The following is a 13,565-nucleotide window of genomic DNA, read 5'->3' as shown; positions in this document are numbered from 1 at the left end:
CACCGTGCTGCCCTCCGACCGCCACCGTCCCGTGGCCGGAGGACGCGGTGCTCAGGAGGTCCCGGTCGGGAAGCTCCACGGCAGGGAGTCCGCCATCTCGGCCCACTCCTCGGCGCCGATCGGGTCCATGACCGTGGTGGAGTCCACCTCCACGGGCAGGGTGGAGTTCACCTCCTCCAGCGTGCGCGCCACGTTCTCCTCGTGTGTGGCGTCGTGCTTCTCGGCCTCCTCCACGAGCACGGCGATCATCTCGCCGAGGTCGAGGATGAGCTCCTCCAGTTCGGTGCGCGACATCTCGACGTCCTCGGCGCAGTGCTCGACGGCGCCGGTCCTGACGCCCTCGTCGCCGTAGTACCAGACGGTGGCCAGCAGGCGGTCGAGGTCCCCGTCGCCGAGCCTTTCCGTGGCCAGGGCCCGCTCGACGAACTCCGCGCTGGCCGGGGTCATCTCGCCCAGGCTGGTCCCGCCGCTCTCGAAGCTCACGAACCGGCTGACGACGCACTCCTTGGCCATCCGGACGCGGGTCGCCTCGGGCTGCTCGGAGCCCGCGCTCCCTCCGGCCTCCGCCGGTGCCTCCTGCGCGCCCTCCTCGACGGCGGGCTGCCCCTGCGCGGCCTCTCCGCCCTGGTCGGACGGGGCCTCAGGGGTCTGTGAGGTCTCGGAGGTTTCGGTGGCCTCGTGGGTCTTCGGAGTCTCGGGCCGCCCGATGGGGGAAGTGTCCACCGGAGTCCCGTCGGCGGTCCCGTCCGCGGAGGACGCGTCCCCGACCGCCCCGGCCGGCTCCTGCGCCTCCTTCCCCTTCTCGCCGGTCGGCTCGGACGCCGAACCCGCGGACTCCTGCGTGCTCCCACCCGCCCCGGAGGGCTCCTCCTGCGCGGGTTCCTCCGCGTCCGGGTCGTCCTGCGCGGGCTCCTCGGCCGTCGGCTCCTCCGGCCCGGAGTCCTCGGAACCGGACCCCTCCGGCCCCGGCTCCCCGGCCCCCTCCGCGGGCGCCTCCTCACCCCTGGTCAGCGACTCCGCCATCCTGACCAGTTCACCGCTGCTCCACTTGTCCGGCTGGAGGTACAGGGCCACGGCCACGCCCGGCTCGTCGAGCCAGAACAGGTCGCCGGTCTCCGGCGACAGGTAGGCCTCACTGCGCAGCGCCTCGCCCGAGTCCAAGCGCTCCAGGGTCCTCTCGGGAAGGTGGCCGTACCGGCGCTCGCGCAGGTCGTCGAGCTGCTGCATGCTGTCCGAGCGCAGGATCGAGACCCTGCCGAGCAGTTGGTCCGGTCCGCGCATCCAGGACAGCTGCGACTGCCTGTTGCCCAGCCGGTCGGTCGTGGACGAGGCGTGTATCCCGTGCCGCTCCAGCCCGGAGGGCAGATAACCGATCTCGTAGCCGTCCAGGCTGTACGAGGAGACGCCCTGGCTGATCTCCGGCCACGTCAGCGTCCGCATGTCCTTCTCGTCGGCCGCCACCGCCCCGGGGAGACCGACCAGTCCCGACGACGCGATCGCGGCGGCGCCGAGCAGCGCGACCCACCTCTTGTGGTGCTTGCGCATGAGTGTTCCTTCCCATCGACTACTCCTAGTGATGTTCGCAGCCTCTGAGTAATCACCCATGGGCTCAGGGGTCAAAAACCGTACATGAAGTGACCAAATGGATGCATTAAGTGAGAATGTCGTCGAACTGCCGGACACATCACCAGATGATGGGCGGCGGATCACCGGCTGCTCCGCAGACGGTAACCGCGGGGTCACCATCCGCACCCAGCCTGAGGAAGCAGCCGGAAAGTTCACGCGCACTTGGGAGGTCCGGTGCAGCGCATCGGCATCGTCGTCGCAGCCGTGTCGTTCTTCGTCGTCACCGGCGCGAGCGCATCGTCCGCGGCACAGGACACCGACCCCCGGTGGTCGGACGTCACCAGATCCGCAGTCATCGAGTACACGACATCAGAACGCCCGTTGATCGCCGTCTCCCACCGCGGAGCCTCCGGTCACGCGCCCGAGAACACCCTGGCGGCCCTGGACGCCGCCGACCGGCTCGGAGCCGAGACCGTGGAGGTCGACGTCCAGCGCACGAAGGACGACGTCCTCGTCCTCATGCACGACACCACCCTCGAACGCACCACCGACGTCGAGGAGGTCTTCCCCGACCGCGGCTCCTACGAGGTCAGCGACTTCACCATGGAGGAGGTCCGCAGGCTCGACGCCGGTGAGTGGTTCGACCCCTCCTTCGCGGGGGAGACCGTCCCCACCTTCGCGGAGGGGCTCGACCGCATGGAGGAACTGGACCTCAACCTCTTCCTGGAACTCAAGGAGCCCGAGCTCTACCCGGGCATCGAGCAGGAGGTCGCCGACGAGCTGACCGAGCGCGGAACCTGGCTGGAGCCCAACCCGGCCGGTGAGCCCCGCCGCCTCGTCGTGCAGAGCTTCGACTGGGAGGCGGTGCGGCGCTCCAAGGACCTGCTCCCCTCCGTGCCGCACGCCCTGCTCGGGCGGGTCCCCGAGAGCAGTATCGACGAGCACGACTGGGCGCAGATGATCAACCCCAACCACACCACCATCGACGCCGCCTACGTGGAGCGGGTCCACGCGGCGGGGATGGAGATCATGCCCTACACCATCAACGAGCGCTCCCGGATGGACACCGTCCTGGGCTGGAAGGTCGACGGGTTCATCACCGACTACCCCGACGTCGGCCAGGAGGCCATCGCCGCCCGGACCAAGCGGTCCCAGCCGGTGGTCAGGATCCCCACACTGCCCCTGCCCCGCTGACCCGCGTCGGTCCGGGAACCGCGTCCGCCTCAGAGGGGCGCCGTCCCCGGGCCGCGCCCGGAGCGCTCCCTGGCCCCGGGCGGTGTCGGGTGGGATGATCGGTCCGACCCACACGAGGACCCCGCTTCCGGGGAGACCGCGCCGCGGTCTCCCCGGAAGCGGGGCGTTCGGACCAGGAGGCGGACACCACGTGAGCGATCGGCTGACCATCCCCCAGGAACACGTCGACTGGCGCACCAAGGGCCTGTGGTGGACGGACGCCCCGATTCCCCTGGAGGAGTTCGCGGCCCGCCGCGACCACCTGTTCACCGGCCCGTTCACCTGGCCGCTGATGGTGCTGCGCGCCTCCGCGCTGGACCGCAACGTCGCCGCGCTCGCCGACTTCGCCGAGCACCACCGGCTGCTGTTCGCCCCGCACGGCAAGACCTCCATGGCTCCGGTCCTCATCCAGCGCCAGCTGGACGCGGGCGCCTGGGGGGTCTCCGCCGCCAGCGCCAACCAGGTCCTGGACTTCCGGCGGTTCGGCGTGCGCCGGATCCTGCTCGCCAACGAGCTGCTCGACGGCCGGGTGCTGCGCTGGGCGGTCGGTGAGCTGGACGAGGACCCCGACTTCGAGTTCCTCTTCTACGCCGACTCCGCCGAGGGGGTGGCGGTCGCCGCGGAGGCCGCCGCAGACCGGCCCGGGGAGCGCTCCGCCGGACGGCCCCTGCGGGTGCTGGTCGAACGGGGGGTCCCCGGGGGGCGCACCGGCTGCCGCACCCGGGAGGAACTGCTCGCGGTGGCCGCGGCCGTCGCCGACGCGCCGGGCCTGGAACTGGCCGGGGTGGCCGGCTACGAGGGGCCGCTCGGCGACGCCGACGGAGTGCGCGGCTTCCTGCGCGACCTGGTCGGCGACGCCGCGGCGCTGGCCGCCCGGCACGGCCTGGACCGGCCGGTGCTGTCGGTGGGCGGCAGCGCGTGGTTCGACCTGGTCGCCGAGGAGCTCGGCGGCCGGGAGGACGTCCTGCCGATCCTGCGCAGCGGCGCCTACGTGGTCCACGACGACGGCCTGTACCGGCGCACCACGCCCTACCGCCGCCTGCCGCAGGGCCCCGACGCGCTGGCCGGGGCCCTGGAGCTGTGGGCCCAGGTGACCTCCACCCCGGAGGAGGGGCTGGCGATCGTCGGCATGGGGCGCCGCGACGCCAACCACGACCAGGGGTTCCCCGTGCCGCGCCGCCTGCGCCGCGCGGACGGCGCCACCGTGGAGGCCGGGGGCACGGAGGTGACCGACCTCAACGACCACCACGCCTACCTGAGGGTTCCGCCGGGGCTGGAGGTCAGCCCCGGCGACCTGGTCTCCTTCGGGATCTCGCACCCGTGCACGGCCTTCGACCGCTGGCGGGTCCTGCCGGTGGTGGACGAGGAGGACACCGTCGTGGAGATGGCGGCCACCTACTTCTGAGGCCCCGGGACGGCGCCCGGGATCCGGGGTCCGGTCGCCACCGGCTCACGGGCCCCGGGGCCCTTCGTACCCGGGGTCACCCCCAGCCCGGCACCCCCGGACGGGTGTGCCACGGGCGCGGCCCGTCCAGCGGCCGGTACTCCACCCCGACCGCGTCGAGCCGCTCCAGGTGCCGCCTCAGCCGGGGCTCGAACTCGGCGTAGTCGCGCTCACCGGACGACCACACCTGCTCGGCGAAGGCCGACAGCCTGGGGAAGACCATGTAGTCCAGCCTGCGCGGCGTGTCGATGTGCTCGGTCCACACGTTCACCTGCGCGCCCAGCACGTGCGCGGACTCCTGCTCGGTCAGCCCCGGGGGGACCGGCTCGGCCAGGTAGACGTCTTCGGTCCGCAGCAGCGTGCCCACCGGGACGGGCTCGTCCCCGGACTCCGACTGCCGGTAGTCCAGGTAGGAGGTGCGGGTGGGGCTCATGACCACGTCGTGACCGGCTCGCGCGGCCGCGACACCGCCCTCCTCGCCGCGCCACGACATCACGGTCGCCCCCGGCGCGAGTCCTCCCTCCAGGATCTCGTCCCAGCCGACCAGTCGGCGGCCGCGTGAGGTCAGGTGCTCGTCCAGCTGGCGGATGAACCAGCTCTGCAACTCGTCCTCGTCGGCCAGCCCCTCCTCCTTGATCCGCCGCTGCGCGGACGCGCTCGCCCGCCACTGGGTCTTGGGGCACTCGTCGCCGCCCACGTGCACGTAGGTGCTCGGGAACAGCTCGATCAGCTCGTCCAGGACGCCCCGGTAGAACTCCAGGACGTTGTCGGTGACCGCGAGCACCTCCTCGAAGATGCCCCACTGGTCGCCGACCGGGATCTGTCCGCACTCGCCCAGCTCGGGGTAGGCGTGGATGGCGGCCTGCGAGTGGCCGGGCACGTCGATCTCGGGGACGACGGCCACGTGCCGGGCGTCGGCGTAGGCGACGATCTCGCGGATGTCGTCCTGGGTGAAGAAACCGCCGTGCGGGCGCTCGTCGAACACGGGCGGCTTGGCGGCGCCCACCTGGCTCCGGGTCCGCCAGGAGCCCGCCTCGGTCAGCCTCGGATAGCGGCGGATCTCCACTCGCCACCCCTGGTCGTCGGTCAGGTGCAGGTGCAGGACGTTGAGCTTGTGCATGGCCAGCAGGTCGATGAACCGCAGCACCTCGCGCTTGGGCACGAAGTGGCGGGCCACGTCCAGCATCACGCCCCGCCAGCGGAAACGCGGCGCGTCGGTGACGCTCACGGCGGGCAGGGTCCACTCGGCGCCGCCCAGAGGGGCGTCCCGGTAGGCGTCGGCGGGCAGCAGCTGCCGCAGGGTCTGCGCGCCGTAGAACACCCCGGCGGGGTCGTTGCCCACGATGATGGCGCCCTCGGCGTCCACGATCAGCCGGTAGCCCTCGCGGCCCAGGCCCGCCTCGGGGTCCACGCTCAGCCGGACCTGTGCGCTGGCCTCGTCACCGGCGGCCAGGGGCAGGCCGGTGGCCGCGCCGAGTTCACGCTGGAGCCACGTGAGCGTGCCCCGGGCGTCGGGGTCGGCGGACACCCTGGTCGAGGCGGTCAGCGTGAGCCCCCCGGTGTCTCCCGGAGTCGAGGAGTTGGGACGGGGGACGAGGAAGGGGGAAGTGTCAGGCACGGTGAACCGCTCCTATCCGGTCTAGACCAATACCGGACATAGTGCCACGTGGCTCCTCGCGGGCACACCCCCTGGGGACAAACGGTCACCCCGTACCCGGAAACGACGGGGTACCGGAACCGTGACCGGGTAGGTGCGGACGTGGTGGGGTTACCACCACGGCGGACGGGGGGTTGACGTTATCGCCGTGGCGCGGGGCCCGTCCGTACCGTTGCTGGGACGACGGAACAGAGGGGGTTCGGCGATGCCCGGGAGACGGGGGACACCCGTGGGGCGGTGGCGCTGATGCTGGTGCCGATCCTCATCGCCGTGGCCGGCGCGTTCACCCTGGCGCTGGGTTCCGCCCTCCAGGAGCGCGACGCCGTCCGCGCCCCGGGCGGCCGGGTGGCGAAGGCCGGGTTCCTGCTGCACCTGCTGCGCCAGCCCCGCTGGATGATCGGCAGCGTGGCCGCCGTCCTCGGCGCGGGGCTGCACCTGGTGGCCCTCAGCGGTGCGCCGCTGACCATCATCCAGCCGATCGGCGTGACCGGCCTGCTGTTCGCCATCGTGCTGTCGGCCCTGTTCAACCGCCGCAGGGTGAGCCCCTCCCAGATCATCGCCGGAACCGCCGTCATGGTCGGCCTGACCGGGGTGATCTCCCTGTTCCCGCACACCGCCAACAGCCCCGCCATGACCACCGGCGCGGCGCTGGCGCTCACCGGGTTCACCCTCGGCGCGGGAGCCGTCGTCCACTTCACGGCGCACCGGATGAACAACGGGGTCCGGGCCCTCCTGCTCGCCCTGGCGGGCGGTACGGCCATGGGCACCACGTCCGGGCTGGCACGCGTCCTGGCCGCCAACGCCGTCGGGGACTGGACCAGCCTGATCAGCTGGCTGACCCCGCTCGCCGTGGCCACGGCGGTCTTCGGCGCCCTTCTGATGCAGAACGCCTACCGCACCGGGCACTTCACGGCCGCCTACGCGACCCTCCTGATCACCGACCCCGTGGTCGGTGTGGCCATCGGCGCCCTCCTCCTGGGAGAGGGCGCGCCGCAGACCCCTCCCGCCCAGTTCGGCGCGCTGGTCTTCGCCTGCCTCGCCGTCGCCGGGACCATCGCCCTCGCCCAGGCGCGCCACCGCAACCCCGAGGTCGTCGCCGACACCGAACGCTAAGGAGCAACCACCATGGCCGAACGCCCGCTGCGTGTCCTGATCGCCAGCGACACCTATCCCCCCGACGTCAACGGGGCCGGATACTTCACCCACCGCCTGGCCGAGGGGCTGGCCGGGCGAGGGCACCGGGTCCACGTGGTGTGCCCCTCCGAGCAGGGCGACCCCTACGTCACGGTCAACGGCGCGGTGACCGAGCACCGCCTGCGTTCGGCGCCCATCCCCTTCATGCGCGCCGCCGTCCCGCTGGGTATGGGCGGGCACATCGCCCGGATCGTCCAGCGCCTGGAGCCCGACGTCGTGCACGCGCAGAGCCACTTCCCGCTCAGCCGCTCGGCGGTGCGCAGGGGCCGCGCCGCTGGTGTACCCGTGGTGCTCACCAACCACTTCATGCCGGACAACCTGTACGCGCACGCCCGGATCCCCACGCCGATGCAGGAGCTCGCGGGCCTCCTGGCCTGGAAGGACATGATCCGGGTGGCGGGGGAGGCCGACCACGTGACCACGCCGACCCCGCGGGCCGCCCGGCTCCTGCGGGAGAAGGGGTTCACGCGCGGGGTCGAGGCCATCTCGTGCGGGATCGACCTGGACCGGTTCCGCCCCCACGAGGACCCCGCCGCGGCGCGGCGCCGGTTCGGGCTGCCCGACCGGGACACGATCGTCTTCGTGGGCAGGCTGGACGCGGAGAAGAGGATCGACGACACGATCCGGGCGCTCGCGCGGATCGTGCCCGAGCGGGACGCCCAGCTGGCCCTGGCGGGGACCGGCCAGCGCGAGGAGGAACTGCGCTCGCTGGCCGCGGAGCTGGGGGTGGCGGACCGGGTGTTCTTCCTGGGCTTCGTCCCGGACGAGGACCTGCCCCTGGTCTACGCGGCGGGGGACGCCTTCGCGATCGCCGGTGTGGCCGAGTTGCAGAGCATCGCCACCCTGGAGGCGATGTCCACCGGCCTGCCGGTGGTGGCCGCGGACGCGATGGCGCTGCCGCACCTGGTGGAGGAGGGGCGCAACGGGTTCCTCTTCCCGCCGGGCGATCCCGTGCTCCTGGCGGACCGGCTGCTCCTCGTGCTCGGCCCCCGGAGGCGCGCCCTGGGCGCGGCCAGCCGCGAACTCGCGCGGCGGCACGACCACCACCGGTCCCTGGAGCGGTTCGAGGAGGTCTACACCCGTCTGCGGGACTCGGCCCACGTGCGGGTCGAGAGGTTGGTCGCGGCCTGAGGTGTCCGAAAGGGCCGTTTGATTGATATTTAGATTCTTCTGCCACTTTCCGTATTCTTTGCGTAGCGACCGGTGATGTTGTCCCCGTGCGGGATACACAAGATGTTGTGTGGTTCGAAGGGATCAGTGCACAGTCCGGCCGAGGAAACCCCACCGAGGGCCTCACCGATCGGCTCGTCAGTGCCGAGCGGGAGGCGGGGTTCCACGAGCGCGACATGTCGGTGTTCGAACGCGAGCGCATCGACCTGGAGCACCGGGTGAACCGGATGGAGGCCGAGCTGGAGGCACTGCGCAAAAGAAGACTGGAAGCCTACGCCCGATGGTGGAACGCCCGGGACGACCGTGACCGGGCACTCCACGTCTGCCGCAGACTGCGCCGCCGGATCGACCGGACACGCGGCAGGGAGAGAGATTGAACGGCGACGAACGTGGTCCGGCCCCGGGGGTCCGGGCCACGCGCCGTTTCGCGGCGGTCCCGCGGGTGAGGGCGCGCCTGCGGAGGCGGGGCGGGAGGGGGAGTCCGGCGGGGTCGGCGTAGAGCGCTGCGCGGCGCTCAGCCGAAGGGGGCGGGCCCTCGGACAAGCCCGAGCACGCGCCGCGCGGACTGGCGGAGGTCCCGGCGGAGCCGGCGCGGAGCGGACCGGCGCCCGTGGTCAGGCCATCGTCATCCCGGCGATCTCCCTGTTCACCTGCTGCGAGGCATCCCTCAACGCCGCCAGCGTCACCTGAACCGCCGGCCGCCTCGCCGCCACCGAGCGCACCACCGCGTACACGTGCCGCTCGGGCGCGGACACGGGCAGCCTCCGGTAGACCAGTCCCGCCGGGGCCCCCACCATCGCCAGGGCCGGGACCGCGGCGATCCCGATTCCGCGCGACACCAGGCTCAGCACCGTTCCCAGCCCCTCGAACTCCCAGGCGGCGGAAGGCAGTCCGCCCACCTCGGACAGGAGCCGGTCCGTTCCGTAGCGCGAACGCTCGCTCTCGGGCGTCACGATCCACGACTCGTTCAGCAACCGCTCCAGCACCACCGGCGTCGAGGGGTCGGCCAGCGTGTGCTCCCGGGGCACCGCCAGCACCATCGGGTCGCGCATCAGGTGGATGTGCCGCAGCCCGCTCTCCGGTCCGCGCCCGGGGTGCTGTCCGGACCAGTCGTCGACCAGGGCGATGTCCACCTCCCGCGAGCGCACCTGCTGGGTCCCCGTCGCCAGCAGGGTCTGGCGCAGCAGCAGCTGCATCCCCTCGTGCCGGCGCAGCGGCGGCACCAGCAGCGGGGCGAACGCCACGGCGGCGGTCGGGAACGCCGTGACGGTGACCACGCCCAGCGCCAGGTCCGACTGCTCGGCGAGCACCGACTCGGTCGCCTCCACCAGCGCCAGGATGTCCTCGGCCTGGGCCACCAGGAGCCGCCCGGCGTCGGTGAGTTCGGCGCCCCGCGCGGAGCGGTCCAGCAGCGCGACGCCCGTCTCCCTCTCCAGTGTGGCCAGCTGCTGGGACACGGCCGAGGGCGTGTAGCCGAGAGCACCGGCGGTGGCGGAGATGGTTCCCCGGATGCTGAACTCGCGGAGCACGTGCAGACGACGCAGATCGAGCATAAGGAAACCTTACTCTCAGCATCGAAAAGACGCGCTTGTACTGATGCCTGAACCTGGGCAGTGTGTGGGGTGACGGGCCGTCCTCCCAGGTGGGGCGGCAGTCCACGCAGCACCCGCATTCACGACAAACCGGAGATGAGTCCTCGATGGCCGTCACTGTGTCCGCGACCCTCGCCGTCAACGAAGCGCTCGCCGAGAAGCGTCGCCAGGGAGTCTGCGTGCTCCCCCTGGGCTTCGGCGAGGCCGGACTCCCGGTCCACCCGGTCATGCGCGACCGTCTCACCGCGGGGAACGGCGCCAACGCCTACGGGCCCGTCGCCGGGTCCGCGGCCCTGCGGGAGGCCGCCGCCGGGTACTGGGAGCGCCGCGGGCTGCCCACCGACCCCGGGCTGGTCATCGCCGGGCCCGGCAGCAAGCCGCTCCTGTACAGCCTCCTGCTGGAGATCGGCGGCGACACCGCGATCGCCGCGCCCAGCTGGGTCAGCTACGCCGCGCAGAGCCGCCTGGTGGGGCAGCGGCCCGTCATGGTTCCCACGGCCCCCGGCGAGGGGGGCGTACCCCAGCCGGACCTGCTGCACGCCGCCGTCACCGCGGCCCGCGAGGAGGGGCGCACGGTCAACGCCGTCATCGTCACCGTCCCCGACAACCCGACCGGCACCGTGGCCGGGGCCGACACCGTCCGGCGCCTGTGCGAGGTGGCCCGCGAACTCGACCTGGTCGTCATCTCCGACGAGATCTACCGCGACCTCGTCCACCCCGCGGCCCCCGGCGAGGGGCCCGCCGAGGTGCACAGCCCCGCCGAGTACGCGCCCGAGCGCACCGTCATCTCCACCGGGCTGAGCAAGAACCTGGCCCTGGGCGGCTGGCGCATCGGCGTCGTGCGCCTGCCCGACTCCGAGATCGGCCACCGCCTGCGCGGCGGGCTGCTCGGGGTGGCCAGCGAGATCTGGTCGAGTCCGGTCGCCCCCGTCCAGGAGGCCGCCGCGCACGCCTTCACCGAACCCGCCGAACTCCTCGACCACGTCGACCGCAGCCGCCGCCTGCACGGCATCGTCGCCGGTGCGGTCACCGAGGCGTTCGTCCGCGCGGGCGCCACCGTGGCCGTCCCCCGGGCGGCCTTCTACCTCTACCCCGACTTCGAGCCGGTCCGGGAGCGGCTGGCCGCCCTCCACGGCGTGGTCACCGGTCCGGACCTGACCGGGCTGCTGCTGGACCGCTTCGGGATGGGGGTGCTGCCCGCCGCGGAGTTCGGGGAGGGGACGGAAGCCCTGCGCATGCGGGTCGCCACCAGCCTGCTCTACGGCGACACCGAGGAACGCCGCTACGCGGCCCTCGCCGCCACGGACCCGCTGGCGCTGCCCTGGATCCGCGCCCACCTCGACCGCCTCGACGAGGTCCTGGGCGCGCTGCTCCCCATGAGCGCCGACGCCGGGGCCGTCCTGCCCCGGTCCACCGAACCACAGGCGGTCAGCTGACCGGTTCCGGCGTCCGCCCCGTGTAAGGGGGCGGGGCGGACGCACCGTCATCCGGCCTCCCCCGGCCGCTCCTTCCGGGGGAGGCCGGATCCCTGTCCGGTCCCGTGGGGCGCGACGCCCGGGCCCCTCGGCGGCAGACTCCCCGCCACCGGCGGCTCGCCCCCGCTTCGGCGACACGTTCCCGTCCCGGCTCCGAGTCCCACCGGACCCTCGTCCGGTACGGCCGCCGCCCGGGCGCTCACCCCAGGCCGGACGGAGCGCCTCCCACCCCCGCCTCGCGCGCGGCCAGCTCCGCGCTGGAGGCGATCACCGACCGGTAGTGGTCGAGCAGCTGCTCACCGACCGCCTCCCACGTACGGTGCTCCACCGAGGGCCGGGCGCCCCGCGCCATCCGCTCCCGCACCTGGCGGTTGTGGGCCAGCCGGCCCACCGCCACCCGCAGCTCGCGCACCGAGTCCGGGGCGTACAGCAGCCCGTTGTGTTCGGGTACCACCAGGTCCAGCGGTCCGCCCGAGGCGGGGGCCACCACCGGCACCCCGGAGGCCAGCGCCTCCTGGACGGCCTGGCAGAACGTCTCGTCCGCCCCGGTGTGCACGAACACGTCCATGGACGCGTACAGACGCGACAGGTCGCCGCCGGTGCGCTGCCCGGTGAACACCGCGTCGGGCAGGCGCCTGCGCAGACGCGCCTGCTCGGGGCCGTCCCCCACCACGACCAGCCTGATCCCGCGCAGGCGGGACACGTGTTCCAGCATCTCCACCCGCTTGTCCCTGGCCAGCCGCCCCACGTAGCCCACGATCGTCTCCCCGCCCGGAGCGATCCTGCGCCGCAGCTCCTCGTCGCGGTGCACGGGGGAGAAGCGCTGGGCGTCGACCCCGCGGCGCCACAGGTCCAGCCGGGGGAACCCCCGCGCGGACAGTGCCTCCATGGTGGCCGAGGACGGCGCCAGCGTCCGGTCCACCGCGGCGTGCGTGCGCCGCAGCAGCGACCACAGGGTGTCCCCGCCGGGCAGGCGGTAGCGCCCGGCGAAGCCGGGAAGGTCGGTCTGGAACACCGCCACGGTCGGCAGCGCCCAGCGCCGGGCGGTCTCCACGGCCGCCGCCCCGAGCAGGGCGGGGGAGGCCAGGTGCAGCACGTCGGGGGAGAAGGCGCGGATCGCGGCGGTCATCACGCGCCGGGCGGGCAGCCCCACGGAGAAGTCGCGGTAGAACGGCAGCGGCACGGAGGGCAGCCGGACCACCGGGAAGCCCGCGTAGGAGGAGGGGCCGGTGCCGGGAGCCAGCACCAGGGCCTCGTGGCCGCGCGCGGCCAGCAGGTCGGCGACCCGGCACACGGAGTTGGTCACCCCGTTGACCTGGGGGAGGAAGGATTCCGTCACGATCGCCACGCGCAGCGGGCCGCGGGCGTCGGACGGGGGGACGCGGTCGGGCGAGGGCGTGCGGGCCGCCGGAGCGCCGTGCCCGGCAGCGGGAACGCGAGCGGTCGTGGACACGTGGTCGTTCGCGGGCCGGGGAACGGCCGGAGGCGCCGGGGGCGCGACACGTGTGGCCGAGGGCGGGTGAGCGGCCGGGGACGTGCGAGTGGCCGGAGACGTACGGTCGGTCGGGGACATGCGGGTGGCTCCCAACGCCGGGGGAACGGCTGCCTACGCCGGGGACGGCTGCCTCCGACGCTAGGCTCGTGGGGTGAACCTCGGTTTGGGGGCGGGGGAACCGCGCCCGAAGACCAGGCGTGGGCAGTTCGAGCGGTCGGTGACCGCGCCCGTGTGCCCGTGTGTCCGCCGGGTGACCCCCCGGTGGATATGATTGCTGAATGTAGCCAATATATTGCTCTAAGGAGTCATGCGGTGACCCTCGTGGAATGGGCCGAAGCGGTTCGAAGCGAACTGGGCCTGACCGGTACCGAACCGCTCCGCAAGGAGGACGTCGACCGGGTGCTCGACCTCGCCCGGGACGCCGCCCACTCCGTGGCCCGGCCCGCCGCGCCCCTCACCACCTACCTCCTGGGCGTGGCGGTGGGACAGGGCGCGGACCCCGACGAGGCCGCGGCGGCCCTCAGCAGACTCGCCCTGGCCCAGGCCGACGAGGAGGACCGCACCTAGGACCCCGGCGCCGTCCGTACCGGCCGGGGCCTTCCCGCCCGTGCCGGTCGCGCTCGCCCGGGACACGGAGCCCCGGAGCCCGCCGCGGTCGTGCCGGGCCCACAGCGGTCGTACCGGCCCGCCGTCCGTACGGCCGCACCGGACCGCGTTCCGAGCCGGGCCGTGTTCCGCG

The 13,565-nt window shown here is 73.2% G+C and carries 11 protein-coding genes; 7 read left to right on the top strand and 4 right to left on the bottom strand.

Annotation, left to right across the window (positions count from 1 at the left end):
* Positions 1–51 precede the first annotated feature (51 nt).
* On the bottom strand, positions 52–1,545 hold the full coding sequence (locus tag HGB44_RS19465) for an ICP22 family protein (RefSeq protein WP_061079502.1): 1,494 nt from the start codon (positions 1,543–1,545) through the stop codon (positions 52–54).
* Between the two features lie 255 nt (positions 1,546–1,800).
* Here HGB44_RS19465 and HGB44_RS19460 point away from each other — a divergent pair, with 255 nt between their 5' ends.
* Both HGB44_RS19460 and HGB44_RS19455 read left to right on the top strand, forming a co-directional pair.
* A complete protein-coding gene (locus tag HGB44_RS19460; protein WP_061079570.1) occupies positions 1,801–2,760 on the top strand; it encodes a glycerophosphodiester phosphodiesterase in 960 nt (319 codons plus the stop codon).
* 190 nt (positions 2,761–2,950) lie between these two features.
* Positions 2,951–4,204, top strand: a complete 1,254-nt coding sequence (locus tag HGB44_RS19455) for an alanine racemase (RefSeq protein WP_061079503.1) — start codon at positions 2,951–2,953, stop codon at positions 4,202–4,204.
* Between the two features lie 76 nt (positions 4,205–4,280).
* On the opposite strand, the gene HGB44_RS19450 is transcribed toward HGB44_RS19455, so the two are convergent.
* On the bottom strand, positions 4,281–5,861 hold the full coding sequence (locus HGB44_RS19450) for a beta-N-acetylhexosaminidase (protein WP_061079504.1): 1,581 nt from the start codon (positions 5,859–5,861) through the stop codon (positions 4,281–4,283).
* Positions 5,862–6,137: 276 nt separating this feature from the next.
* On the opposite strand from HGB44_RS19450, the gene HGB44_RS19445 reads away from it, so the two are divergent.
* The 3 genes from HGB44_RS19445 to HGB44_RS19435 all read left to right on the top strand — a co-directional run bounded on the left by HGB44_RS19445 (position 6,138) and on the right by HGB44_RS19435 (position 8,641).
* Positions 6,138–7,013, top strand: a complete 876-nt coding sequence (locus HGB44_RS19445) for a DMT family transporter (protein ID WP_061079505.1) — start codon at positions 6,138–6,140, stop codon at positions 7,011–7,013.
* 12 nt (positions 7,014–7,025) lie between these two features.
* Positions 7,026–8,225 (top strand): glycosyltransferase, encoded by a 1,200-nt coding sequence (locus HGB44_RS19440; RefSeq protein WP_061079506.1) that lies wholly within the window; start codon positions 7,026–7,028, stop codon positions 8,223–8,225.
* 107 nt (positions 8,226–8,332) lie between these two features.
* Positions 8,333–8,641 (top strand): hypothetical protein, encoded by a 309-nt coding sequence (locus tag HGB44_RS19435; protein WP_061079507.1) that lies wholly within the window; start codon positions 8,333–8,335, stop codon positions 8,639–8,641.
* Positions 8,642–8,878: 237 nt separating this feature from the next.
* Here the strand turns inward: HGB44_RS19435 and HGB44_RS19430 are convergent, their stop codons facing one another.
* Complete coding sequence (locus tag HGB44_RS19430) at positions 8,879–9,817, bottom strand: LysR family transcriptional regulator (RefSeq protein WP_061079508.1); 939 nt, start codon at positions 9,815–9,817, stop codon at positions 8,879–8,881.
* Positions 9,818–9,963: 146 nt separating this feature from the next.
* Here HGB44_RS19430 and HGB44_RS19425 point away from each other — a divergent pair, with 146 nt between their 5' ends.
* Positions 9,964–11,292 (top strand): pyridoxal phosphate-dependent aminotransferase, encoded by a 1,329-nt coding sequence (locus HGB44_RS19425; RefSeq protein WP_061079509.1) that lies wholly within the window; start codon positions 9,964–9,966, stop codon positions 11,290–11,292.
* A gap of 238 nt (positions 11,293–11,530) precedes the next feature.
* Here HGB44_RS19425 and HGB44_RS19420 read toward each other — a convergent pair whose 3' ends face one another.
* Positions 11,531–12,784, bottom strand: a complete 1,254-nt coding sequence (locus HGB44_RS19420; protein ID WP_061079510.1) for a glycosyltransferase family 4 protein — start codon at positions 12,782–12,784, stop codon at positions 11,531–11,533.
* A 354-nt stretch (positions 12,785–13,138) separates the two neighbouring features.
* Here HGB44_RS19420 and HGB44_RS19415 point away from each other — a divergent pair, with 354 nt between their 5' ends.
* Entirely contained in the window at positions 13,139–13,393 is a 255-nt protein-coding gene (locus HGB44_RS19415) for a DUF6457 domain-containing protein (protein WP_061079511.1), read from the top strand.
* Positions 13,394–13,565 lie beyond the last annotated feature (172 nt).

Source organism: Nocardiopsis alborubida (genome assembly GCF_012396365.1).
In the GTDB taxonomy this organism is placed as follows: Bacteria; Actinomycetota; Actinomycetes; order Streptosporangiales; family Streptosporangiaceae; genus Nocardiopsis; species Nocardiopsis alborubida.
Note: the sequence above shows the minus strand (reverse complement) of the source record. Positions and strands in the feature narration are given on the sequence as shown.

Excerpts from the sequence above, each read along its gene's own strand:
- HGB44_RS19465 (WP_061079502.1), bottom strand. The coding sequence starts at position 1,545 with ATGCGCAAGCACCACAAGAGGTGGGTCGCGCTGCTCGGCGCCGCCGCG.
- HGB44_RS19440 (WP_061079506.1), top strand. The coding sequence starts at position 7,026 with ATGGCCGAACGCCCGCTGCGTGTCCTGATCGCCAGCGACACCTATCCC.
- HGB44_RS19430 (WP_061079508.1), bottom strand. The coding sequence starts at position 9,817 with ATGCTCGATCTGCGTCGTCTGCACGTGCTCCGCGAGTTCAGCATCCGG.
- HGB44_RS19425 (WP_061079509.1), top strand. The coding sequence starts at position 9,964 with ATGGCCGTCACTGTGTCCGCGACCCTCGCCGTCAACGAAGCGCTCGCC.